Genomic DNA, 25,264 nt, shown 5'->3' on the forward strand with positions numbered 1-25,264 from the left:
CTGACGCGATTAGTTATTGATGCCTGGAGGGTTTTTCTTCGCCTCCCGCTCTGGCGTCAACGGACGCTCTAACCAATCCACATCCTGATCCTCGATCTTATGGACAATGACATGTTCATCACGATTCGAACCCACCGTACCGTAGTAGTTGAATGCATAAGATAGCTGTGCATAACCACCAATCATATGGGTGGGTTTGGGTACCGTACGGGTCACACTATTGAGAATTCCGCCACGTTTTCCTGTGGTATTGGAACCAGGAACGTTAACGTTCTTCTCCTGAGCGTGATACATGATGGCCATTCCATTAGGAACACGTTGTGAGACCACAACACGAGCAACGGTTGCACCGTTGTCATTCACCGCCTCAACCCAATCGTTATCCTTGAGCCCAATCGACCGTGCATCCTCCTCAGAGACCCAGAAGTAAGGGCCGCCGCGGAACAGGGTCAACATTCTCAGGTTATCCTGATAGGTGGAGTGAATGCCCCACTTGGAGTGTGGCGTAATCCAGTTCAGCACCAGATGAGGTTTACCCTTGACCGCTTCAGGCACATTCTTGTGCGCCTGCAGATCCACTGCCGGTTTGAAGGCACAGAACCCCTCACCAAAGTCGAGCATCCACTCATGATCCTGATAGAACTGGGCACGCCCAGTCAGCGTACGTAGAGGGATATGCTCATGCAGGTTGGTGTAACAGGCATTGTAGCTGACCTCTTCCGACTCAATACCAGACCAGGTGGGCGCGGTAATAATCTTGCGTGGCTGAGCCACAATGTCATGATAGGTGATCTTCTCATCCTGACGCCCTCTGTAGAGATGGCTATGGTCCACACCGGTCTTCTTAGACTGGGCACTCCACGATTTATGCGCCACCTCACCATTGGTCTCTGGTGCCATCCGCATCACTGCATCACAGACATGAACATCCTCGGAGAGTGAAGGCATCCCCTTACTGATCCCCTCCTCTTTGATTACACCATTGAGAGAGGCGAGCTCTTCCAGCTCCTTATCGGTATTCCAGTCTATCCCCTTGATGGTATTACCCAACTTGTTCATCAGGGGTCCAAGCGCAATGTACTTGGCATAGGTGTTGGGATAGTCACGCTCCACCACCTTGAAGATCGGTGCGGTCTTGCCCGGAATCAGATCACAATCACCCTTCTTCCAGTCCTTGACCTCACCAAACGGTTGCGCCAGGGCCATTGGGGTATCGTGTTGCATTGGCAGTGCGACCACATCCTTCTGGGTACCGAGATGGGTCTCCGCCAGTTCAGAGAACTTCTTGGCAATGGTTTTAAAGATCTGCCAGTCTGATTTAGACTCCCATGCAGGATCCACCGCCTTACCCAGTGGGTGGATGAAGGGGTGCATATCTGTGGTGTTCAGATCCGCCTTCTCATACCAGGTCGCTGTTGGCAGAACCATGTCGGAGTAGGCACCAGTAGAGTTGAGGCGGAAGTTGATATCCACCATCAGATCCAGTTTTCCGGTTGGAGACTTCTCTCTCCACTTGATCTCCTGACAGGCAGCACCCTCAGTACCCTCACTCATGACACCATTCTGTGCGCCGAGCAGGTGCTTGAGGAAGTACTCATGCCCCTTGGAGGAGCAACCAATCAGGTTGGAACGCCATACAAACAGGTTACGTGGATGATTCTCTTCCGCATCGATATCCTCGTAGGCGAAGTTGATCTCACCCGCCTTCAGCTTCTCAGCCAGATAGCTGGATACACCCGCCTCATCGGTTGCGCCGGCTGCCTCTGCCTCCTTGACGATCTCAATCGGATTCTTGTCAAAGTGCGGCATGGATGGGGTCCATCCAAGACGCTGTGCGACCACATTGTAGTCACCCAGCTGGTAACCCTTATAACGACCCTTTGCGGTAGAAGCTAACAATCCATCGGCCTCAACCCGCTCATAACGCCATTGATCGGTATGGAAATACCAGTAGGTGGTCGAGGCGGTATGGCGCGGTGGGCGGTGCCAATCCAGACCAAAGGCAATCGGTGCCCAACCCGCCTGTGGACGGAGTTTCTCCTGACCCACATAGTGTGCCCAACCACCACCAGACTGACCCACGCAACCACAGATGTGGAGCAGGTTCATGATCCCGCGATAGTTCATATCGTTGTGGTACCAGTGGTTGATTGCTGCACCCAGAATCACCATCGATTTACCACGGGTCTTCGAGGCGTTGTCGGCAAACTCACGACCGGTACGCTCCAGATCCGCAGCAGGCACGCCAGTTACCTTGGCCGCCCATGCAGGAGTATAAGGTACAGACTCATCAGAGTAATCTTTTGCCAGGTTATCACCCAGACCACGATCAATACCGTACTGAGCAACCTGCAGATCAAACACGGAGGTGACATAGACCTCTTCACCCGAGGCCAATTTCAGCTTGCGTGCCGGGATATTGCGAACCAGGCTGTCGCCATCTTCCGGAGTAAAGTGTGGGAAGGTAACCTCAACCACATCATCCTTGCTATCGATACAGCTCAACTCAGCCTCGGTCTCTCTGCCGTGGGCCTGTTCAAGAATGTTCCACTTACCCTCTTCACCCCAACGGAATCCTACAGAACCGTTCGGCGCAACAAAGGCGTTGCTCTTCTTGTCAAAAACAATGGTCTTCCACTCCGGGTTGTTGGACTCGCCCATGTTGTTGTCAAAGTCAGAGGCGCGTAGGAAACGTCCGGTAACCAGCCTGTCGCCCTGCTTCTCCAGAATGACCTGCATCGGGAAGTCGGTAAAGCTACGTGCATACTCTGTAAAGTATGGATCCTGCTGATTGATATGGAACTCTTTCAGTGCCACATGGCCCATCGCCAGGAATGCAGCAGAGTCTGTACCCTGCTTGACCGGCATCCAGAGGTCGGCAAACTTCACATACTCTGCATAGTCCGGCGCCATCGACACAATCTTGGTACCGTTGTAACGGGACTCCACCGCAAAGTGGGCATCCGGGGTACGGGTCATCGGCAGGTTGGCACCACAGACAATAATGTATTTTGAGTTATACCAGTCTGCGGACTCCGGTACATCGGTCTGTTCACCCCAGACCTGCGGTGAGGCAGGGGGCAGATCACAGTACCAGTCATAAAAAGAGCCAACTCCAGCACCTATTAGGGAGAGGTACCTGGAGCCAGCCGCATAAGAGATCATCGACATCGCCGGGATTGGGGAGAATCCGTAGATCCGGTCCGGTCCCCACTTCTTGATGGTGTGGATATTGGCCGCTGCTATCATCTCAACCATCTCATCCCACTCTGCGCGAACAAATCCGCCCAGTCCACGAACGCCGACATAGCTTTCACGCTTTGCAGGGTCATTCTGAATCGCTGCCCATGAGTCCACAGGATCCTTACCGCTTGCACGCTCTCTGCGGTAGAGGTCGACCAGTCGTCCTCTCACCAATGGATACTTGATCCGATGCGGGCTATAGAGATACCAGGAGAACGAGGCGCCACGCTGACACCCTCTGGGCTCATGGTTGGGCAGATCATCACGGGTACGGGGATAGTTGGTCTGCTGCATCTCATAAGCAACCAGACCATTCTTGACAAAAATCTGCCAGGAACAACCACCGGTACAGTTCACACCATGGGTAGATCGAACCACCTTGTCATGACGCCAGCGATTACGATAGGTATCCTCCCACTGACGATCATCCGTTGTGGTAATGCCGTGCCCTTTTGAGAAGGTATCCTTGACTTTGCCAAAATATCTCAGACGATCAAGAAAATGACTCATACAAAACTCTCCTTTAAAAATTAGTTGGAGCTAGATTGATTTAGAACAGGACAACCCATCTGCAGATCTATGTTGGGTTTGGTTAATCTGCGCAGAAGTATGCGTGGGTTGCCCTGAATTTTTTCCTTTACGGGTTATCAAACTCTCTCTTCGGACCGAGGTAGTACCACCAGTTCAATACCAGACAGACCGTATAGAAGATGGCAAATCCATAGAGTGCATTCTCAGGTGTCGCTGCCTTGATCTGCTCACCAAACACCTTAGGGATAATGAAGGCGCCATAGGCCGCCACTGCTGAGGTCCACCCCAGTACAGGGCCTGCCTGCTCTTTATCAAACACCATTGCAATAGTACGGAAGGTAGAACCATTACCAATTCCTGTTGCTGCAAACAGAATCAGGAAGAGGATAAAGAATGGGAAGAAGAACTCCTCAGGGGTTGCAGACTGGTAGGCCGCTGCGAGGAAATAGGCAACACCCAATGCACTACCAATCATGGTCAAGGAGACATATTGTGTCACCTTGGCTCCACCCATCTTATCTGCCATCCAGCCGCCAATGGGGCGAATCAGCGCGCCAATAAAGGGGCCCATCCAGGCATACATCAGTGCTGAGGGGCCATTTGGATTGGCCACATCATGCATCATGGCGCCATCGGCACCCATGACATGGGTGAAACCGAAGACCACCTTGATCGCCAAAGCAAAACCGGCAGAGTAACCAATAAAGCTTCCGAAAGTCATGGTGTAGATGATGCTCATCACCCATGTGTGCTTGTTCTCGAAAATCTTGAACTGGCGTTTCAGATTGGGCTTGATATCCCCCGGGAGCAGTTTCAGAATCTGGACCGTCATAAACAGGATACCTGCAATAACCGGCCATTTCGCCCACCCTGGTGCACCGATTCCTGTTGGATCAGGAAGAATGACATAGAGTCCAGCCGCTGCTGTCATAAATCCAATGCCCAGCATCATGGTAATCATTGAGAAGGCACCAATCGGAGAGGGCAGATGCGGGGTGACATGGTCCACCTTGAGGTTATTCATCCCGAACCAGCCGGCAAAGGCCAGTGGAATCAGGAAAACCAGCCAGATAAACCCGGCATTATGGATGTAGGTGTCAGAGCCTGCCGGAATCTTGCCAATCAGGGTTCCAGAGGAGGTCACCAACGTCATTGGATCACCACCAAAGATTCCGAAGGTCATCACCAGAGGAACCAGAATCTGCATAGTGGTTACCCCTGCATTTCCCAGCCCTGCATTCAGCCCCAGCGCCAACCCCTGCTGCTTCTTGGGAAAGAAGAAGCTGATATTTGACATTGAGGAGGCGAAGTTACCCCCACCAAAGCCAGAGAGGAATGCCAGAATCTGGAATACCCAGAGTGGAGTCTCCTTATCCTGCAGCGCAAGACCTGCACCAATGGCCGGTATCATCAATAGTGCGGTACTAAAGAAGATGGTATTTCGACCACCCGCAATACGTATAAAAAAGCTGCTGGGGATTCGCAGTGTTGCACCGGTCAGACCGGCAATGGCCATCAGGGTGAAGAGCTCCGGTTTTGCAAAGGGGAACCCCAAGTTGAGCATCTGCACGGTGATGATGCCCCAGTAGAGCCATACCGCAAAGCCATTTAACAGACTGGGGATCGAGATCCAGAGATTTCTGTTTGCGATCCTTTTTCCCTCCGACTCCCAGAACTGTTCGTTTTCCGGGTCCCACTTGGTGATATCCGACATTACTGTCTCCTTATCGTTAATAAAATAGTAAAACGCTAAAAATTAAATTTGAATAACTAACTACACAATCTGAATGGGCTACTCCAGAGACTCACTCGGAAGTGTCCCCTCCATTCGCTGTCGCTTCAACCGCTCTGCCTCCTGCCTGGCCTTCTCACGCGCAGAGGTATAGCTGTTATAGAACTGCTCGATAATCTCGGACTGCTCTACTGCTGCCCTGGCAGTGGCATAGGACTCCAGATCCTCATGGGACTGCTCATACTCACGCATCACATGATCCCTTGCTAATAAAGCATCCTGTCGCTGCTTATCTTTTGCGAAGGTATAGTGCATCCAGACCAGTGAGACCGAGGTGGCACCATAGAGCAGCATAAAGACCACACTGTTGATACCGGTAAAGTCGATCAACGCACCGAACATGATCGGTAGCAGAAAGCCCCCCATGCCCCCCGCCAGTCCAACAATGCCTGAGGCGACACCGATATTGTCTGGATACTCATCGGAGAGGAACTTGAAGACCGAGGCCTTTCCAAATCCCCAGGCGATACCGACAACAAACAGTAGACTGGTGAATACCCAGACATTGAGACCGACACCCACAACCACACTACCGGTAGTGGTCTTGATCACCATCTCTGTCTGTGGATAGGACATCAGGAAGAGGCAGACCCAGGAGATCCACATTACCCACCAGGTCACCTTGTAGGCACCATATTTATCCGAGAACCAGCCGCCCAGCGCGCGAATAACCCCGGATGGCAACACAAAGACTGCCGCAAGGAGCGCTGCAGTGGTCAGATCAAAGCCATACTCTGCAATGTAGTACTTGGTCATCCACAGAGAGAGCCCCACAAACCCACCAAACACCAACGAGTAGTACTGCATGTACTTCCAGATCTTGGGGTCGCCCAACATCTTCAGCTGATCGGCAATCGTGATATGGCTCCCTACCTTATGCTCAGGATCCTCATAGGTGAACATCCAGTAGAGCACAACAACGACAAACATGGCGACAGCATAGACCTTGGGTACCATCTCCCAGCCATAGGCCACCACCAGTGAGGGGGCAACAAACTTGGTCAGTGCAGCACCTGCGTTACCGGCACCAAAGATACCCATGGCAAAGCCCTGCTTCTCCTTGGTAAACCAGCGTGCGGTGTAGGCGATACCCACCGAGAACGAGGCGCCTGCGATACCCACAAACAGCCCCAATACAATAAACTGCCAGTATTCGGTCGCCTCACTGATAAACCAGAGTGGCAAAATCGTAGCCAGCATCAACAGAAAGTAGACAATCCGTCCACCAAATTTGTCTGTCAACATGCCCACCGGCAGTCGGGTGATCGATCCAGTCAGGATCGGGGTTGCGATCAGGATTCCAAACTGGGTCTCACTGAGCGTCAACAGCTCCTTGATCGGAATTCCGATGATGGAGAACATCACCCATACCGCAAAACACGCGGTAAAGGCAAAGGTGTTCATGGTGAGTACTGAAAGCTGCTGGGCTCTAAAACTTGGCATCTCGATTCCTCTCTTAGCTACTGCAGAAAATAGTGCTGAACCTGCTATGGAGTGTGCAATCTATCGATGCAGTGCTATCTATGCAATAGCCTGTAGGGAGGGGTAGAGCCTACTATTCTCTCTAAATACCACCAAGGTGGTATAGAGTGGTAAATAACTATCTACCTGTATATATTGATATTCATAGTAGATGTTATACGATAGTAGCCAGCCTAACCGCTCAAGAACACATTAGGTGGTATCCCCTTTTCCTGAAGCTCTATTGCTCCCCACACAACAAATAACAGACATATGTCAACTCAACCAAAAGAGCAGTCCCTTATTCTTCGTTTTGGTCTTGCGCTAGGGGGAATCGTACTGCTGACATTCATCAGCATGCTCAGCTCAATTTTTATCTCTGAATCAATCACCGGAATGGCGAGTGCAATCAACCAGGCGGGCTCTCTTCGGATGAAATCATTCCAGATTGCAACTGACCTGGTCTACAAGAATGCCGGCACCACCACCGAACCGAGCCCATCCGCTCCCGGGGACCTCTTCTCCAGCCATGTCCACAACTTTGATTCACGGCTTCACCATCCCAGTATCCGGTCATCCGTCCCAAAGGATCCGAACAGCCAAATCAACCAGACCTACCAGGAGGTTGTTCGGGTATGGCAGTATCAGATCAAACCCATACTGTTTGTTTATGAAAAAATGGAGGACCCCTCCTACTTTCCGGGAAGAGAGGGTGACGCCCAGTGGGATGCATTGACAAAGACCTCACGAAACCTGATCCGGCAGCGCTATATGGGTCTTGTCAGCTATTTTGTCCGTAAGATTGACAGCATGGTAAAAGAGCTGGAGCTGGAGATGGAGGAGAAGATCAAGACGCTTCACCTCATCGAGTCGAGCAGCCTGTTTATTGCCATTGCCATTGTTCTGATGATCATGATTTTTCTCTACTCCAGGATTCTCACCCCTCTGCAAACTCTGATGACGGCAACACAAAAGATCCGAGAGGGTGATTTCAGCTACCAGGCATCGGTGAGTGGAAACAATGAACTCACTCGACTGGTAAACACCTTCAATGCGATGTCTACCGAGCTCTCTAAAACCTACATTGATCAAGAGAGGGAGATCCATGAGAAGACGGAGGATCTGAAACAGAAAAAGAACACCATGGAGCTGCTCTACAACACCTCCAGCATTCTTGCCCAGAACCCCACAAGCTCCAGAAGCTACGAGAGAATTCTTGAGAAAATAGACCAACTTCTCAACATCAAGTCCGGGCTGATCTGCCTCTCCGATGCCAGCGCCATGAGGGGGCATGTCCTCGCCTCCAATCTGCGGGATCACCACTGTAGTGCAGGTTGCAAAGGGTGCTTCTCATCAACCGAAAACAGTGGCAGTGAATTTGTGACCCCCATCAAAGACCGTAACCGCTCTCGTTCTTACGGCCTGTTGATGCTGAAACCCGATGGAAAGCAGCTGGATGAGTGGCAAACCTCCACCATCCAGATGATCTCAGAGCAGATTGGGGCCGCAATCACCATTGCTCGTGGCACCATCAAAGAGAAGGAGAACATTCTTAACCATGAACGGAGCAGTATTGCCCGTGAGTTACATGACTCCTTAGCACAATCACTCTCCTACCTGAAAATTGAGGTTAGTCGCATCCAAAAACACCTCTCGGAGATCGAGAACAGTGAAGTGGCCCAGACCATTGCGACAGATATTCGTACCGAACTTAATAATGCCTACCGTCAACTCCGTGAACTGCTCACCACCTTCAGACTCTCCATCGGGACCGATGAACTGGGCAATACCATCAAACAGTCAATTGAGGATTTCAGGCAACGGGAAGACGTGAAGATCATGCTGGATATCCGTCTGGGTGATTGCAGGGTCAACCCCCATGAGGCCATCCATCTGGTCTATATCCTTCGTGAGGCCCTGAATAATGTACACAAGCATGCAGAGGCCTCCAATGTCTGGGTCGAACTGCGCTGCACACCCACCAAGGCGATCACTCTAACCATTCAGGATGATGGCATTGGTGTGGACGAAAATCTGATCCGCCAAGGGCACTTTGGCCTCTCCATCATGCAAGAGCGTACAACCGCATTGAATGGGGTCTATAAGATCAGCAGACGCAATGGGAGTGGCACCACTGTTGAGATCAATTTTACCCCCGTAGAACACCATGAACCAACTGGAGACATCACCGCGTGGATCAACCAAACCTAATCACCCTCATCATTATTGATGACCACCCCCTGTTTCGCAAAGGGGTCAGGAATCTGCTCTCCATGAACCCCCGATTCTCCGTGGTTGGGGAGGCTGCAAATGGAAATGAAGGTATCCGGCTTGCCGCTGAGACAAAACCCGATCTGATCCTACTTGATATCGACATGAAAGGGATGAACGGAATTGAGACATTGAAACTTCTCAAGCAGGATAACCTCCCCTCAAAAGTCATCATGCTGACAGTCTCAAACCATGAGTCCAACGTCCTTGATGCGTTACGCAGTGGTGCGGATGGTTACCTGCTGAAAGATATGGAGCCGGAAGATATCCTGGAAAAAATTGAGCAGGCTGCTGACGGGCAGACCGTCATTAGTGAACAGTTGACCACACTATTGGCAAAGTCAATTCGTGATGATCATCTATCGCCCCACTCCTCTGCAGAGGCAAACCTGACCAACCGTGAAGCTGAGATTCTACGGCTGGTTATGGATGGCATGAGCAACAAGGTTGTTGCGCGTCAATTAGATATCTCTGACGGTACCGTCAAGGTCCACATGAAACATATCCTGAGAAAGTTACAGCTAAAAACCCGTGTTGAAGCCGCTATATGGGCAATTAAAAATCTGGATGATGAGTAGTATCTTGATAGAAGGGATTCTTCTCACGTAACACCCCAACAGCCATCGCAATAGAGAGCAGAATGATCGCATTCAAAAAGACTGGAACCACCATAAAGGCATAACCCAGATTCTCAATCTGTTGGCTCCCGATCGCGGCAGTCACTGCTGTGGCCCCACCGGGCGGGTGCATACACCGCAGGACGTGCATCAACACCATCGCTACAGCAATGGCGACAGATGAAGCGAGCAGGGGGCTATCAATCAGAAGCAGACAGCTGATCCCGACAAATGCAGAGGTGATGTGTCCTCCAACCAGATTCCATGGCTGTGAAACCGGGCTGTGGGGCAGGGCAAAGATCAGCATTGCGGAGGCCCCGGTAGAGGCGAGAATCATTGGCACATGGTCCTCCTCCAGAATGGTGTAACTCATAAAAGAGGCCAACAGGGTCGCAATAAAGGCGCCAATCACCGAGAAGGTTGCCTCCCTATTGTTCATTCCACACATCATCTCGTTTTATCCCCTCCCCCAAGCGTCTCAGTTTAATGCGGTAACTGGTAGTAACCATCCTCTTGCAGAAAACGCTTCGCCTCTTCCGGATCCAGCTCCTCAATGGGTCTGGCAAGGTGGTAGGCAGGCTCAATGGGTGCCTCATTCAGCCTGACCGTCCCTGAATCCACCAAACGCTCCACCACAGAGAGAATGGTACGCTCCAACTCTGCCGGTGGCTGCTCCATATACTGCCCCCGAAGGTGGCCGATCAATTCGCCCACGGTATGCTGCCCATCGGCCAGCATAAAGACGGTGGCTAACCAGGGCTCCAGGCTGACGGTTTGCTTTGGATCACGCTTGTCCACCAGCGCAACCTCACCATCCCCCCCAGTCAGCCTGGTATAGGCATTATTGCGACAGAAGTAGTGGCTCTGATCCAATTCGTCGCTGCTCTCTATCTCTTCACCACCCACGATCTACTCCTATAACCAGCCGTTTAACCTTGCCGCATGCGCAGTCAATAATAGTACAGCCGTATAAAGCGCAACATTCTGAACAAATATTTTACTCATCAACCGGGTGATGTTCTGTTCCAGCTCTCTACCGGCCTGCTCACGATCCTTCTCGGGGAGGGCCTCTATTTCAGCAAACTTCTCTTTTCGTATCCGAACCTGATCAGCAGCCTGGGTCACACAGACGACCAGAATGGCAATCCCAATCCTCTCCGCCGTTGGCAGGAAAAAATATGCCCCCAACCACCCCATCAGGGCATGCATCATGAAGTTCCACAGCATAACCAGAAATCCTTTTGTTAAAACAAGCTTGGCAGTCTGCATGTCACCAGCAGATCAGTCAACTATTCTCTACTGTAATTTGTGAAAAATTACCTGTAATATCCGCTGATTCTTCTTCTCACGAGTACAGTTTGCACGATGAAAATATGTAAAGATCGAGTCGTTACCATCGAATACAAGATGGTCGACGACAAGGGAGAGGTGATCGATAGTACCGATCATAGTGAACCCCTCTCCTTTATTCAGGGCCACGCAACGGTGCTGCCCGCCATTGAGAAGCAGGTTGAAGGGCGTCAGGCAGGAGAGAGTATCACCTTTGCTCTTGACCCTGCTGATAGCTATGGGGAGCGGGATAAATCAAAAATCCAGGTGGTCCCTATCAGTCAGTTCAACACAGAGCGCGAAATCCATGTTGGCATGCAGTTCTTCACCCAGAAGAACGGACATGATATCCCTGTTACTATCACTGCCGTCAGTGATAGCGAGGTTACCATTGATGGAAATCACCCACTGGCTGGAGCCGACATCAATGTTAATCTGGTGATTGTAGAGGTTCGTGAGGCGGTGGATGCTGAACTGGAAAGTGGTGAGATCCAGACTGATCAGGAGCTGTTTAGCCAATAGAGTCCATTGCTGAGGATTCCAGGAGCCTGCCCAGGTGCCCACCACATGGTGACCAATTTTACGGAACCATTGACCACTTTTATGTTCTAATATCTCAATATTGACTACTTAAAATTTGAGGAAAATCATGAACCCAATGGAACAATCTATATCACGTAGCCAGGAGTCAACTCTTGCTACCAACAAGGTTATCAAGAGTACCTACACCCTACTCTCTACAACCCTGATCTTTAGTGCCCTGATGGCTGCTCTCTCTGTAGTCATGCAGACATCACCGGGGGTAAGTCTTGTATCCTCACTGGGAGCTTTAGGGCTGATATGGCTGGTTCTTCCTCGTACAGCCAACTCTGCCAGCGGTCTTGGGGTTGTGTTTGCAATTACCGGTCTTCTTGGTTTTGGTCTGGGCCCAATGTTAACCCATTATCTGAGTATGCCAAATGGTGGCGAGCTGATTGCAACTGCATTTGGTGGAACCGGAATTATCTTTCTTGGGCTCTCTGGCTACGCCCTGACCACCCAGAAGGATTTCAGCTTTATGGGTGGATTCCTGATTGCAGGTCTGATGATGGCGCTAGTGGTTATGCTGGCAAACATCTTCTTTAATATTCCTGCACTCTCACTGGCGATATCCGGGGTGATTATCATGCTGATGAGCGGTTTCATTCTCTATGACACCAGCCGCATGATTCACGATCCAAATGCCAACTACATTATGATGACCGTTGGTCTTTATCTGAATATATTCAATCTGTTTGTCCATCTGCTCCACATTCTTGGTGCGATGAGAGACGACTGATATTAATTTACCCAACAATGCAAAAGCCCCGCACTGTCGGGGCTTTTTTCTTTTTAGAACAGTGAGGTGACCATATGGACTGGATGAAAATTGGCTCAGCCCTGCTTCTGCTGATGATGATTATCTACATCTTTCCAAGAGCCAGACACATGATGACAAACAGCCCCAAGGCTGAGGCAGGCGAGTGGCAGAGTGCAATTCTGCTTCTACTGGCAGTAGTCCTTTTTGTTCTGGTCCTGATTGCCCTGGTTTGATATTTTCAGGATAATAGGACGACCATGAGTGAGATCAGCTACTACGATGCCGTCTGCAGAATGATTGAGATGAATGTTAATTCTGAGTATATGGAGGGGTGGATGGCAGGCTATCTACGCAACCCCAGGCGTGAGGAGCACGAGATTACGCAGGAGTACTCATCAGGCTTTGAGGATGGTCTGGAGCGTGATGTCAGACACTTCTGTAGTTGGGTTATTCCGCTGAAGAGCAGTTAGGAGTTATGACGGGGACTTAAGTATTGTGTTCCCTTAATTCAATTCAACACCGACAATTCCCTCGATTGATTTTTTCAGTGCCTCAATGGCGTCCGGGACCTCAATCTCCATGATCTGATCAATCACCCAGCGGTTGTCCTGGTCGTCACCCATAATGGCACCTACTCTCTCTCCAAAGTAACGAATAAAGTGGTAGCTTGGCCCATCGTCACCAAAACTGAATTCTGCATAGTCAGCTGCCCTCTCGTTTATCAACCCTACCAGATCGGTACGGTCAGGCCCCTGCTCTGGCAGGTCGGCATAGTTATCCTCAACAATATCTAGCAACCGATAGGCCATTGCACCGATGAACTGTCCCCGTATATCAGGCTCCATAGAGTCATAAACCAGTCGGTCTGTAATCTGGATCAGAAAAATCAACATTTCGGTCATCACCTCCAGACCCTGGGATTTGGAGGTGAAATAGAACTTCTCATCCTGCAGGTTTCTAACCATCTTCAGGGAGAACTTCCAGCAGTTATAGGATAGTGAACCAGCCAGCTCACTTATTTCATGCTTGTCATCCTTGTGCCATTTATGGGCAATCCGCATGAACGCCATATTTAGTTTCTCTTTTTCGATGGAGAGGTGTAGGTAGGGTCATTTGGATTGAGCACAATCAGGCTCATCTCCCCGCCATCCATCTCCACATAATCCAGGGTAGCGTCTTCCAGATATTCTCGCAGCTCTTCATTGATGAACACCGTTACCTCTCCGAACTTGAATTCAAGATCACTCTCACGTTTTTCGTCAAATCCGATACCATAATCATACCCACCATCTGACGACTCTTTGATGGCAACCCTGAGCCCCAGCTCATTTTCAATACCACCTGTCTCTATGGAGTGGTTAATAAAACCGAGTGCATTTTCTGTAACTGTAATCATCTATTTTTCCTGTTTAGTCTCGTTTTTTATCTCTCTGACACGGTCGACAAACTCTTTAACCCATGGATTTTGTCTGCTGTTTCTCTGGTGGACATAACTTGCCAGAAGGTTTTTGTAGACAATTCCATCGTGCCTGCCATCAACCCCAAAGCCACGATGAATCGAGTAGGCAAACTCCGTATCCTCTGCAAGATTCTCAAGTGATGAGTAGTGAAACTCATGTGCTGGGGTATCAGATGACTCTCCACTACGCTGGAAGCGGGCGTACCCACGCCCCTGGGGTCTCTTGTGCATCACACTGTCGCCGTCAACTATCCCCACCATCTCACGGCAATCATCACCCCAGCTTATCTGACGTGACAGATACATCAGGCCGCCACACTCCGCATAGGTTGGTACTCCATTCTCAATGGCATCATAAATCTGTCTACGCATAGAGCGGTTCTGCTCCAGTTGAGCCATGTGGGTCTCGGGAAAACCTCCCCCAATAAAGAGGCCGTCTACATCCGGCAGATCACTGTCATGAAGTGGACTGAACGGAACCAACTCTACCCCCTGTTGACGAAACGCATCCAGATCTGCCGAGTAGTAAAAACCAAACGCCTCATCTCTGGCAATCCCAACCCGCAGTGGTGGTGTCACCACACTCTGAACAGAGCTATCACCTATCACCTCTGAAACAGAATGATCATCCTGTTCCTGAGAGTCAGGAACAAGCTCCAGCAGACGATCAAGATCTACCTGCTCCTCGACAACTCTGCGAATGGTCTCAATCTTGTTGCGAGCCTCATGGGCCTCATTGCTTGGAACCAGTCCAAGGTGACGCTCTACGATCTCCAGGTCTGGATGACGCGGTATGGTGCCCAGAACAGCCATATCAGTATAGTGTTCAACCACCTGTTGCAATTTTTTCTCATGGCGTGAACCTCCAGTCTGATTAAGGATTACCCCTACAAAATTGATCTCCGGGTCAAAATTCTGATACCCCAGCAGTAACGGGGCAATACCTCTGGTGATTCCATTGGTGTTTATTACTAACACAACTGGTAGATCCAGCAGTTTTGCCATCGCTCCATTACTATCACTACCATCAACCGAAAGGCCATCAAATAGCCCCTTGTTGCCCTCTACAATAGAGAGGTCTGAACCTGCCTGTTCTGCATGGTAGAGCGCGAGTATCTCTTCACGCTCCATGGTATAGAAATCCAGGGTATGGCACGGTAGGCCTGATGCCATCGAGAGCCACATTGGATCAATATAGTCAGGGCCCTTCTTGAATGGGGATACAGAGAGGCCCCGTGCAGCATATGCTGCACAGAGGCCTAGAGTTACGGTTGTTTTCCCTGAAGATTTATGGGCTGCAGAGATGTAGAGCTGCTTCAATGGCAGACTGTTCCACGCTTAGGCTGGAACCTCAGTGATATTCTCTGTGTGCTCGGCATCAAGATTGTCTGGCACCAGGCGCAACATCTTGATTGCAAACAGGAAGAGCGCGATCGCAACAGCAACTCCACCAAGCCCCAACAGAATCTCTGGAAGTGATGGGGTGTAGCTATTTACCACCCCCTCATTGAAGCTGCTGCTAACCTCTTTGCCCGGGAAGAGCACCAGAGGGAAGGCCTGACCACCGACTACAATGCCGTAGATATGGGCAAATCCACCCACAATCACCAGCGAGGATGCGGTAATGAGTGAGCGAATGTCATAACGAAATGAGGGGTGGTAGATCAGGATTAGTGGAACAACCCCGCCCAGCAGAACCTGAACAACCCAGAAGAGGAAGGTGTAGATACCACCATCCATCAGGATAAAGCGCTCAAAACCGGCATGCTCTGCAGCATAGAGGTTGGTCAGATGGAAGACCACAGTAAAGTAGAGAACCGCAGCCACAAAGACCCCAAACAGATTGTTGAGGCGCTCAATCAGATCGGCACTGATGGAGCGGTCGGTATAGCGATAGATCCCGATCAGCAGGATCATGAAGATCGCCTTGCCGAATGCAAATGACATGATAATAAACATGGGCGCCATGATCGCCGCATCGTAGCCCTGTCTGGCTGAGAGGAAGCCGAAGATCGATCCGGTACCTGTGGTCAACACAAGTCGCCAGATAAAGGCTGCAGTACCAGCCTTGCGGGTATGCTGATGCATCTTTGGATCAAACATGGTCCAGAGATAGGTGAGCACAATCACGAAGAACCCTGTGTAGAGGATTATGTTCCAGGCAAATATTGATTTGAAGTTGTATGAGGTTATTGCGGTGATCATACGGTCTGCACGCCCAAGATCGAGCAGTAGAACCACCAACCCGCCCGCCAGCAGGGTCAATGCCAACATTGCCGACATTCTGGCCATCGGTTTGTAGATCTTCTGGTTGAAAACTGATGAAATCGAGGCTACGTTAAGGGCACCAGAAGCGGCAACAATCAGGAAAATCGCAAATACGTGCGGCATTCCCCAGACAACCTGGTTGTTCATCCCGGTTACGTGGTGGCCACTGTGCTCCATATAGAGGAATGCCCCGGCAGCCATCAGGATGAAAAATCCCAGTGCTCCCATCAATCCCCAGTAGCCAAGGCTACGACCCTCTATTCCGCTGTAGACGACTCTTTTCATCTCTGTTTTCCTTAAATCCCGCTGTAACGGATACCTGGGTTCAACCCAAGATCGGCACGAATCTGGGTAGAGTCAACCTCTGCCAGTTTCTTGGAAATATCGCTATTGGGATCATTCAGATCACCAAACATCATTGCTCCACTGCTGCACTTTTCAACACAGGCTGGCTGATCACCACGGTCCACTCTATGTACACACATGGTACATGCCTCAACTGTTCCCTTGCCGCGGGGTGAGTTGCTCTTCTGGTCATGCAGTGGCTCATGGACAAAGGAACGTGCCTTGTATGGGCAGGCCATCATGCAGTAGCGGCAACCGATACAGATATGTTTGTCAACCAACACAATGCCATCAGCTCGCTTCATCGAGGCACCAGTTGGGCAGACATCTACACAGGCTGGATTCTCGCAGTGCTGACACATCATCGGCAGCTGATCGGTATGTCCAGTCTGTTTGTCGCGGATGGTTACGGTACGGATCCACTGCGCCTTCTGTTGTGGGTTGGATTGAGACTCATCAGTTGAGCCCTCGCCCCAGCCATTCTCCTGCTGACAGGCGGAGACACAGTCGCTGCATCCGTCTGTACATTTGTTGGTATCAACCAACATGCCCCAACGCTTGCTGCTGCTTGCGCCCTCTGGCTGATCCTGATCTGCCTGGGCAATAGTCATCAGGGTAATTCCTGGTGCGATTAGTGCGGTTGCACCCGCAGCCTGGACCATAAAGCGACGACGCTGCCGACTCTCTAACTGAGAATCCATCTCTTCTGTTCTGTTGTCTGTTGTCTGATCTTGACTCATTTTGCAGAACTCCCAACAGCGATTCTGGGCTGGTCTGGTTTGGTTGCATGACACTCGAAACAGTCTATGCTCACCGAGGTAAAGGCGTGACAACTACTGCAGAACTGATCCTCCGCATTAATTGCAATGCTGTTTCCATGGTCATCCTGCTGAGTATGGCACTCAACACACCCCTTGATGCTACCCTCAACCGGGCGGATCCCAAGTTGCAGGGTACGATCACGATCGTGCTGCAACAGCTCCATGTGGTTGCGTCGCATCCATGCGGTCTCGCGCACACAGGCGTCACCCGCGTTGGAGCTGATAGATGATCTGGCTCCATCATGATCGCCGCCACTCTGAGCGATCGAGGCATAACCCATCAATGAACTCAGAACCAGTGCCACCACTGTGACACGCTGTCTTGAAATCTGTTTTAACATTTGTGACAACATCACATTCAACCTCTGGTTGTGGTATCTACTCACCGAGCCCCATCTGGATATAACCGGTTGGACATACGTCCTCACAGATGTTGCAGCCAACACATTTAGAGTAGTCCGTATCTACGTAACGACCCATGGCGCTCTCATTCTTGCGCACCTTGAATACTGCCTGCTGGGGACAGAAGATAACGCAGTTATCACACTCAAAGCACATACCACAGCTCATGCAGCGCTTTGCCTCTGCAACCGCAGTATCCTTGTCCAGGCCGACCATGCGCTCCTCGAAGTTCTGCAGAACTACCTCAGCATCAACCTCCTTGAAACTGCGGTGGTTGCGCGGACTATTCTCGAAATGGCCCAGGAAGAGCTTCTCATGGGTAATTACCGAGGCAAAAGAGCGGTCCTCATAGTTATGGATCGCAAACTTGCTGCTATCGGTACCTCTGAGTCCATCCTCCTTCTCCCTGCCATCACCCTCTGGCGCAAAGTTCTCTGGCTCAAGACCTGCACGCTGTAGCTGATCCCCCAACTGGAAGTGATGTACGTCAACCTTTGGTCGGACTGACAACTCTTCACCCTTCAGGTACTCATTAATTGACTCAACCGCAACTGACGCCTGGCCAATTGCTGTAGTGAGTAGATGTGGACGGATGATATCGCCAGCAACAAAGTGTCCTGGCTTGCCCTTTACTGCATAGTTTTTGGTGGCATCAATCAGACCACGACCATTGTCAAGATCCTCATAACCGGTGAAATCACCAGTCTGCCCGATTGCTGAGGCGATTAGTGAACACTCAAGAATCTCCTCTGTACCCTCGATAGGCTCGGCCTTGCCGGACTCGTAACTGAGCTGCACCACCTTGAGACCGGTAGCACGGCCATCTGCATCGAGGACAACCTCGACAGGGCTCAGTGAGCCACGGATCTCTACACCCTCACGCAGGGCATCATCAATCTCGTGCTGTGCTGCACTCATGTTTTCGATTGGCTGACGCGAGATCAACAGAACCTCAGCACCCTCACGGGCCGCAGTATCTGCAACATCATGTGCAGTATCACCCATAATGATATGTTCTGGGCGATCATTGTCATGAGGCGTATCAATATGGCCAATACGGCGGGCAACAGAGGCGACATCGATGGAGGTATCACCACCACCAACCACAACCACCTTGCCAGATACATGTTTCAGTCGACCAGAGTTGAAGGCACTAAGGAAGGCAACACCGGTAATACAGTTGGGAGCCTCGGCACCATCAATAGGTAGTGGACGGCCAGACTGGGCGCCAATTGCCCAGAAAACAGCATCAAATTCTTTCTCAATATCCTCTACAGAGATATCAGTTCCAACACGGGTATTGAGGCGGAGCTCAACACCCATATCAGTAATACGTTTGACCTCACCGGCCAGCATCTCACGTGGGGTACGATATCCAGGAATACCGTAGACCATCATTCCACCCAGGGTGTCATGGTCATCAAAGATGGTTGCACCGTGACCAATCTTGCGCAGCTGGTAGGCTGCCGCCAATCCTGCTGGACCGCCACCGATGATTGCAACCTTCTTGCCGCTATCCTCGCCAGACTCAAACCCGAGATCACTCTCCAGGGCGCTGTCACCGATAAACTGGTCAATCGAGTTAATCCCTACAAAATCCTCAACCTCATTACGGTTACAGCCATCCTGACAGGGTGCAGGACAGACTCGACCCATGGTTGAAGGGAAGGGGTTGGCCTCGGTGTAGAGACGAAATGCATGCTCTTCCATGGTCACACCCTCTGGTGGGGTATCGAGGCCACGGACGATATCGAGCCAGCCACGAACATCATGACCTGATGGGCAACTAGCCTGACAGGGTGGAGTCTGGTGAACGTAGGTGGGACACTTGTGGGTCCAGCTAGCCTGCCAGATCATCTCATCGTTATCGTAAAAACGTCCAAACTCTTCACGAGGATAGTCCTCGTAACGACGGAAATTCAGCTCTTTGTTCATCTCATCACTTGGCGTTGCCATTATCAGATGCTCCTATCTTTTAAATTAATCATTGCTTTAATCGTTGTTCTCAAACACCAGTGCATCACCAACCAGTTGGTGAACACTTATAATCATATCCATTGGCATCTTGTAATAAGGCAGCACCTTGGTGAACTGGCTCTTACAAATTGCACATATTGCTGCAAGGGTATCTACCCCCTCCTCCTCAAACACCTTATGGAGAGCATTCATGCGAGGCATTGCCCCCTTGACACGGAGCTCCATCAGATCGTCTGTCAGCAGACCGCCGCCACCACCACAACAGAGGGTCTCCTCATACATGGTAGAGCTATCCATCTCGACGTAATTGTTGACCACACCCTTGATAACCTCACGAGGCAGAATAAACTGGCCACGCTCAATACCGCCCATACCAGATCCACGTGCCACGTTACAGGAGTCATGGAAGGTAACGGTACGGTGGTCATTTGCCGATTTATCAATCTTCAAGGCGCCACGTTGCATCAAATCGTAGGTAAATTCTATGATGTGCTGGGGGGCGGGATAGCGCGGATCAAGCTGCTTCTGCAGCATCTGCGCATATTTGTCATCTGCCGCAGCACCGTGTCCGGTACCAGCAAGGGTATTCCAGAAGCTGTAGGCAACACGCCATGCGTGGCCACACTCACCAACAATTACCCGCTTCACACCCAACTCAAGAGCTGCGGTACGAATTCTCTCCGCAACACTCTTCATGGTTGCATAGTTGCCGATAAACATACCGAAGTTGGCACCTTCAGAGGCGTAAGAGCTCATGGTCCAGCTAATTCCAGCCTGGTGGAATACCTTGGCATAACCCAGCAGTCCATCAATATGGGGCTCTGCAAAAAAGTCTGCCGATGGGGTGATCAACAGCACGTCTGCACCCTTCTCATCAAGTGGCATGCGAATTGGCAGACCAGTCTCATCCTCCAGATCCTCTTCGAGATCCTCCAGAGTCGCCTTCAGAGCGGGGCCTGGCAGACCCAGATTGTTACCAATCTTTAGCACCTTGCCCAAAATCTCATTGTCATACTTCTGGCCATAACCGACAGCATCGAGAATATCTCGTGCAGCCATGGTGATCTCTGCAGTATCAATACCGTAGGGACAGAAAACGGAGCAGCGACGACACTCTGAACACTGATGATAGTAGCTGTGCCACTCATCCAGAGTTTCACGGGTCAGATCCTTCGCCCCCACCAGGTTGGGGAAGAACTTGCCGGCAAAGGTAAAGTAACGACGGTAGACACTACGCAGTAGCTCCTGACGAGCAACCGGCATGTTTTTGGGGTCTGCAGTACCGAGGAAGTAGTGACACTTGTCGGTACAGGATCCACAGTGGACACAGATATCGAGGAACAGGCTAAAGCTACGAGAGGTCTTGTTCAGATCTGCCATCTTCGCAATTGCCCGGTCATGCCAATCATCAACCAGCTCGCCCGGGAAGTTCAGCGCCTCCTGGTGGTCTGGCTTGGCCACAAATGGTGAGGAGTGAGCCATAGCCCCCTCCTGCAGCACAGGAATCTCTACGTACTCTGTCAGCTCTGGAGCATCAATCTTTACTCTGGCCACAATTATTTCTCCATCTCTGCTGCCCATGGAGCGATATGTCGCTTCTCACGTGAATCATCGATTTGATTACGGGTTGGGCTAAAGAAAATGCCTGGGGCATGCATCAATTTACTGATCGGGAAGATCACCATCAACAGAATAACCAGTGAAAGATGAACAATCAAAATTGGGTCTGCTGGCAGCTCATGGGATAGATCAAACGAGATTACCCCCAACATAAACTCTTTAAGGGCAACAATATCGGTATGGAATACCATGGTTGTCATCATCCCGCTTACACCAATACCAAGCAGCAGTAGTAGCATCAGGTGGTCGGATGGAGTACTGATGTAACGAATCCGCTCCACAATAAAACGACGTGCCCAGAGTCCTGCAAGACCGGCGATCATGGCAAATCCTGCATACTTGCCAAAGGGTTGAACAATATTGACCCAGAACCAGGGAAACTCCTGGAAATAACGAACATGACGAGCAAGCACCAGGAACAGTGCCATATGGAACATCCAGCCAAATATCCAGATCCACTTGTTGGACTTGAACAGGCTTTCAAACAGTACAACCTCGCGGGCCATACGGTAGACCATCCCTGTCTGTGTTCTAGGTGCAGGCATGGTAGGAATTTTGAGCGGAGCCGGGGTGCGCCAGTAGGCAACGACTCTCAGAGCAACGCCAATCACCAGAATGGCCGTGGCTACATAAAAAAGTATGGCAAACAGTTCAGTTAACATACGCCTATCGCCTCCGCGACATTTTCTCTACAGGTAAATTACTGTGCAAAATCAGGAGGTTGCAGTACAACTAACTCCTGAATAAATTATTGCTCAGATTGCCGACTGCAGGGTTCCAGTGCAAGGCAGAAAATGTGAATTTACAAGTGTAAATTACCATTTTCAAACGCCGCAATGGGGCGCTACAGTCGGTAAGCTGAGTGAGAACTTAGATACAGCCTGTTGGCTTGGGTAACCCACCAATCTTACAAGCCTGCTTTGCAGGGCCGAATGGGAACAACTCATACAGATACTTGCTGTTACCCTTCTCCTTACCAAGCTTTTTACCAAGAGCCTTGGTCAATACACGTACTGCAGGGGCAATCTGATACTCGTCGTAATACTCACGCAGGAAGTCAATTACCTCCCAATGTGCATCAGTCAACTCAACATCCTCATCAGCAGCCAATACTGCAGCCACATCTCTTGTCCAATCATTAATATCGGAGAGGTAACCCTCTTCATCAACTTCTACAGCCTGACCGTTTACATCAATACTCATAACATTTCTCCTAAAAAACAGGTAAAAAATAAAACTTAATAATTAACTCTCTTACACCCAGGATTGAACCCCATCGCCATTAGCGACAAGATCAACAAAATCGGCATAATCAACCAGATCAACTCCCTCTACGAGATTGCCCTCGATTCCTCGAGCCGCAACATCACTCTGCAGAGCCACGACCTTGGCCTTGGAGAGATCTCCCTCAACTGAACTACCTTTCAGAGCTGCATAGACACCATCCTCAATCAACAGAACCGTACTGCTGTCAGTCGCATGAGCCATACAGGAGGTGAATGAATCCTTTTCAAAAGGTGACTTGTTTACAATGTGTAGCATAATTTAATCCCCTTCTATCCTAGAAACTCAGAACCACTTCGCTCTCTTCCATGAGATCACGAATCTCATCGGCAGAGACCAGATGCATTGATGATTTTTCAGCCCAATCATCATCCTCATCCTCATAGGTAAGTGCCATCAGATCATCCATGGTCAGACCACGAGCCTCTAGCGACTCTTTCTCGACATAGATCTTGTTGACATCATAATCACCCAGCGCGTTGAACGTTGGCGAGAAGTTCTTCATTCCTGAAGCTTCACTATTTTGATCTTTCTTCAGCTGAAAAACGCCATCATCCATGAATACCAGACTTACATCCTGATCAAAGGCTGCGCCAATCAGAACCACCTCAAGTGACTCCAGTGCATATACAGTTCCGTAAGGGGCTCTACGATTTACATAGAGAAACTTTTTAATCTCAGACATTTGTGCTTCTCCTATTAATCACCAAAGACAACCAGACGGTCGGACTGAACCCCAGCCTCAATCAGCTGACCCAGACCAGAGATACGAAACCCATCCATGATGTTGGTCGCATCTTTGCCATTACGCTCTGCCTCGCCATCATCCACAATGCCGCGACGCTGAGCCGCTGCAACACAGATCACCAGATCAAGCTCATGCTCCTTGGAGAGATCACTCCAGAGCTGTTGAACATTACGATCATCCTGTGGTGGAGTCGCCAGGCGAGTCCCGTTATTTACACCATCGTGATAGAAGAAGACACGAAATATCTCATGCCCCTTCTCCAGTGCCGCCTTTACAAAATTGTAGGCACTGTCAGAGGCCTGATGCTGATATGGCCCCTCATTTACCTGTACTGAAATTTTCATCTAAACAATCCTTTTAATATCTTAAAACCATAGACCCAAGATTTCGCTAACAACGAGATCAGAAGTGGATATGTGTAGAGGCATTCAGTCTGGCAGTTGCACCGCGCCAGGTATCGATATGGTATTTAGTGAATGGAAGCTCAGTCTTCTCGAAGAATGCTGGCCAGCCGATACGTTCGGCCCACTCACCCATACGCTCCCAATCTCTTGCATCTTCCTTGTAGACCGCGAGGATCTTCTTGACCACTGCACCAACCTCAGGCCAGCGTGGAGGATTATTAGGGAGGCCTGCAGCAACCAGCTTATGGAACATTGGCTTGCTACGTGCATTCGAGTGCTTGCCGCCCACCCAGATTGCCAACTTGGAGTGCTCAGGATCGTTGATCAGCATTGGGGGACATGGAGGAAAACATGCGCCACAGCAGACACACTTCTTCTCATCAACCTCAAGTGAAGGCTTACCGTTGACGATTGCTGGACGAATCGCAGCAACTGGGCAACGAGCCACAACGGTTGGGCGCTCACAGACACCGGAAACCAGGTCATGGTTGATCTTTGGTGGCTTGGTATGCTGGATATTGATTGCAATATCACCCTGCCCACCACAGTTAATCTGACAGCATGAAGAGGTAATCTTCACACGGTTTGGCATCTCTTCACGAATAAATTCCTCATGCAGCTCATCCATTAAGGACTTAACCGCACCAGATGCGTCTGTTCCAGGAATATCACAGTGCATCCAGCCCTGAGTATGAGAGATACTGGTGATAGATGGTCCGGTTCCACCAACGGGGAAGCCCTCTTCATTCAGTCGCTCAATCAGTGGGGCCACACGGCTCTCATCCTTACAGAGGAATTCGACATTGTTTCGCACAGTAAAGCGAAGATATCCATCACTAAACTCATCAGCAATATCTGCCAACAGACGAATAGTGTATAGATCCATCTGACGCTGGGTACCACAACGGACACTCCAGATCTCATCACCAGATTTAGCCACGTGGTGGAGTACACCTGGACGAGGGCGGTCATGGAACTTCCATGATCCGTAGTTCTCCTTCATGATGGGGTGCATAAACGGTATTGCGCTTGGTACACCAGTCTCTTCCGGCATGCGGGGTGCTTCTGCCATAATTTTTCTCCAATTACTCTATTGTTTTAACTCAATAATTCTTAAACAAGGGCACTATTTAACCTAGGCGCTCTTTCGCTCTTCCCACTTGGCCACCTCATCATCCCAGTCATCCATACGGACGTAAGGTGTGGTTCGTGGAACAGCAATCATGTTCGGATCAACTTCCAAATCCATTCCTTCCAGGTAGGCAGTAATGCCGATACGCTCGATCATCTCACCTGAACGCTCATGCTCCAGAGCATTCTCTGCAAAGAAGTCAACGTGGTCACCACTGATCT

27 protein-coding genes are annotated in these 25,264 nt (G+C 50.3%); 6 read left to right on the forward strand and 21 right to left on the reverse strand.

Features of this window, described 5'->3' with window-relative positions:
- Positions 1 to 9: 9 nt before the first annotated feature.
- The 3 genes from H8D24_07940 to H8D24_07950 all read right to left on the reverse strand — a co-directional run bounded on the left by H8D24_07940 (position 10) and on the right by H8D24_07950 (position 7,009).
- Entirely contained in the window at positions 10 to 3,753 is a 3,744-nt protein-coding gene (locus H8D24_07940; GenBank protein MBC8520314.1) for a nitrate reductase subunit alpha, read from the reverse strand.
- Between the two features lie 127 nt (positions 3,754 to 3,880).
- Positions 3,881 to 5,488, reverse strand: a complete 1,608-nt coding sequence (locus tag H8D24_07945; protein MBC8520315.1) for an MFS transporter — start codon at positions 5,486 to 5,488, stop codon at positions 3,881 to 3,883.
- 78 nt (positions 5,489 to 5,566) lie between these two features.
- A complete protein-coding gene (locus H8D24_07950; protein MBC8520316.1) occupies positions 5,567 to 7,009 on the reverse strand; it encodes a NarK/NasA family nitrate transporter in 1,443 nt (480 codons plus the stop codon).
- Positions 7,010 to 7,300: 291 nt separating this feature from the next.
- On the opposite strand from H8D24_07950, the gene H8D24_07955 reads away from it, so the two are divergent.
- Together H8D24_07955 and narL are read left to right on the forward strand one after the other, a co-directional pair.
- On the forward strand, positions 7,301 to 9,238 hold the full coding sequence (locus tag H8D24_07955; GenBank protein ID MBC8520317.1) for a HAMP domain-containing protein: 1,938 nt from the start codon (positions 7,301 to 7,303) through the stop codon (positions 9,236 to 9,238).
- A complete protein-coding gene (gene narL, locus H8D24_07960) occupies positions 9,220 to 9,876 on the forward strand; it encodes a two-component system response regulator NarL (GenBank protein ID MBC8520318.1) in 657 nt (218 codons plus the stop codon). The genes H8D24_07955 and narL overlap by 19 nt, the downstream gene beginning before the upstream one ends.
- Here the strand turns inward: narL and H8D24_07965 are convergent.
- The 3 genes from H8D24_07965 to H8D24_07975 are packed head-to-tail and all read right to left on the reverse strand — an operon-like array spanning position 9,854 to position 11,142.
- Positions 9,854 to 10,363, reverse strand: coding sequence for an HPP family protein (locus H8D24_07965; protein ID MBC8520319.1), 510 nt, complete (start codon positions 10,361 to 10,363; stop codon positions 9,854 to 9,856). The two genes, narL and H8D24_07965, sit on opposite strands and share 23 nt — an antisense overlap.
- A 35-nt stretch (positions 10,364 to 10,398) precedes the next feature.
- Positions 10,399 to 10,821 (reverse strand): PqqD family peptide modification chaperone, encoded by a 423-nt coding sequence (locus tag H8D24_07970; GenBank protein MBC8520320.1) that lies wholly within the window; start codon positions 10,819 to 10,821, stop codon positions 10,399 to 10,401.
- A gap of 9 nt (positions 10,822 to 10,830) precedes the next feature.
- On the reverse strand, positions 10,831 to 11,142 hold the full coding sequence (locus tag H8D24_07975; protein MBC8520321.1) for a hypothetical protein: 312 nt from the start codon (positions 11,140 to 11,142) through the stop codon (positions 10,831 to 10,833).
- Between the two features lie 138 nt (positions 11,143 to 11,280).
- On the opposite strand from H8D24_07975, the gene H8D24_07980 reads away from it, so the two are divergent.
- The 4 genes from H8D24_07980 (at position 11,281) to H8D24_07995 (ending at position 13,053) form a co-directional block, all read left to right on the forward strand.
- Positions 11,281 to 11,766 (forward strand): peptidylprolyl isomerase, encoded by a 486-nt coding sequence (locus tag H8D24_07980; GenBank protein MBC8520322.1) that lies wholly within the window; start codon positions 11,281 to 11,283, stop codon positions 11,764 to 11,766.
- 127 nt (positions 11,767 to 11,893) lie between these two features.
- Positions 11,894 to 12,562 carry a Bax inhibitor-1/YccA family protein gene (locus tag H8D24_07985; GenBank protein MBC8520323.1) on the forward strand — a complete coding sequence of 223 codons (669 nt, stop codon included), beginning with the start codon at positions 11,894 to 11,896 and terminating at the stop codon, positions 12,560 to 12,562.
- A gap of 74 nt (positions 12,563 to 12,636) precedes the next feature.
- Complete coding sequence (locus H8D24_07990; GenBank protein ID MBC8520324.1) at positions 12,637 to 12,816, forward strand: hypothetical protein; 180 nt, start codon at positions 12,637 to 12,639, stop codon at positions 12,814 to 12,816.
- Positions 12,817 to 12,849: 33 nt separating this feature from the next.
- Complete coding sequence (locus tag H8D24_07995; protein ID MBC8520325.1) at positions 12,850 to 13,053, forward strand: hypothetical protein; 204 nt, start codon at positions 12,850 to 12,852, stop codon at positions 13,051 to 13,053.
- Positions 13,054 to 13,086: 33 nt separating this feature from the next.
- Here H8D24_07995 and H8D24_08000 read toward each other — a convergent pair whose 3' ends face one another.
- The 15 genes from H8D24_08000 to H8D24_08070 all read right to left on the reverse strand — a co-directional run.
- Entirely contained in the window at positions 13,087 to 13,653 is a 567-nt protein-coding gene (locus H8D24_08000; GenBank protein ID MBC8520326.1) for a hypothetical protein, read from the reverse strand.
- Between the two features lie 2 nt (positions 13,654 to 13,655).
- Positions 13,656 to 13,979 carry an iron-sulfur cluster assembly accessory protein gene (locus tag H8D24_08005; protein ID MBC8520327.1) on the reverse strand — a complete coding sequence of 108 codons (324 nt, stop codon included), beginning with the start codon at positions 13,977 to 13,979 and terminating at the stop codon, positions 13,656 to 13,658.
- Positions 13,980 to 15,362, reverse strand: a complete 1,383-nt coding sequence (locus H8D24_08010) for a cobyrinate a,c-diamide synthase (protein MBC8520328.1) — start codon at positions 15,360 to 15,362, stop codon at positions 13,980 to 13,982.
- A gap of 18 nt (positions 15,363 to 15,380) precedes the next feature.
- A complete protein-coding gene (gene nrfD / locus H8D24_08015; GenBank protein MBC8520329.1) occupies positions 15,381 to 16,595 on the reverse strand; it encodes a polysulfide reductase NrfD in 1,215 nt (404 codons plus the stop codon).
- An 11-nt stretch (positions 16,596 to 16,606) separates the two neighbouring features.
- The gene (locus tag H8D24_08020; protein ID MBC8520330.1) at positions 16,607 to 17,356 is read right to left on the reverse strand and encodes a 4Fe-4S dicluster domain-containing protein; all 750 of its coding nucleotides are present in this window, start codon (positions 17,354 to 17,356) and stop codon (positions 16,607 to 16,609) included.
- Between the two features lie 35 nt (positions 17,357 to 17,391).
- Complete coding sequence (locus H8D24_08025; protein MBC8520331.1) at positions 17,392 to 17,817, reverse strand: Hdr-like menaquinol oxidoreductase cytochrome c subunit; 426 nt, start codon at positions 17,815 to 17,817, stop codon at positions 17,392 to 17,394.
- A 37-nt stretch (positions 17,818 to 17,854) separates the two neighbouring features.
- Positions 17,855 to 19,834: an FAD-dependent oxidoreductase gene (locus H8D24_08030; protein MBC8520332.1), complete on the reverse strand. Its 1,980-nt coding sequence runs from the start codon at positions 19,832 to 19,834 to the stop codon at positions 17,855 to 17,857.
- Between the two features lie 36 nt (positions 19,835 to 19,870).
- The gene (locus H8D24_08035) at positions 19,871 to 21,436 is read right to left on the reverse strand and encodes a (Fe-S)-binding protein (protein ID MBC8520333.1); all 1,566 of its coding nucleotides are present in this window, start codon (positions 21,434 to 21,436) and stop codon (positions 19,871 to 19,873) included.
- Entirely contained in the window at positions 21,412 to 22,137 is a 726-nt protein-coding gene (locus H8D24_08040; GenBank protein ID MBC8520334.1) for a respiratory nitrate reductase subunit gamma, read from the reverse strand. Before H8D24_08040 ends, H8D24_08035 begins: the two co-directional genes overlap by 25 nt.
- Positions 22,138 to 22,345: 208 nt before the next feature.
- Positions 22,346 to 22,678 carry a TusE/DsrC/DsvC family sulfur relay protein gene (locus tag H8D24_08045; protein MBC8520335.1) on the reverse strand — a complete coding sequence of 111 codons (333 nt, stop codon included), beginning with the start codon at positions 22,676 to 22,678 and terminating at the stop codon, positions 22,346 to 22,348.
- Between the two features lie 51 nt (positions 22,679 to 22,729).
- Positions 22,730 to 23,017, reverse strand: coding sequence for a sulfurtransferase complex subunit TusB (gene dsrH, locus H8D24_08050; protein MBC8520336.1), 288 nt, complete (start codon positions 23,015 to 23,017; stop codon positions 22,730 to 22,732).
- Positions 23,018 to 23,036: 19 nt separating this feature from the next.
- Positions 23,037 to 23,444, reverse strand: coding sequence for a sulfurtransferase complex subunit TusC (gene tusC / locus H8D24_08055; GenBank protein ID MBC8520337.1), 408 nt, complete (start codon positions 23,442 to 23,444; stop codon positions 23,037 to 23,039).
- Positions 23,445 to 23,458: 14 nt separating this feature from the next.
- Entirely contained in the window at positions 23,459 to 23,851 is a 393-nt protein-coding gene (tusD, locus tag H8D24_08060) for a sulfurtransferase complex subunit TusD (GenBank protein ID MBC8520338.1), read from the reverse strand.
- Positions 23,852 to 23,909: 58 nt separating this feature from the next.
- The gene (dsrB, locus tag H8D24_08065; GenBank protein ID MBC8520339.1) at positions 23,910 to 24,983 is read right to left on the reverse strand and encodes a dissimilatory-type sulfite reductase subunit beta; all 1,074 of its coding nucleotides are present in this window, start codon (positions 24,981 to 24,983) and stop codon (positions 23,910 to 23,912) included.
- Between the two features lie 63 nt (positions 24,984 to 25,046).
- The coding region (locus H8D24_08070) for a sulfite reductase, dissimilatory-type subunit alpha (protein MBC8520340.1) at positions 25,047 to 25,264 on the reverse strand (218 nt) is incomplete at its 5' end.

This window comes from Candidatus Thiopontia autotrophica (assembly GCA_014384675.1).
In the GTDB taxonomy this organism is placed as follows: Bacteria; Pseudomonadota; Gammaproteobacteria.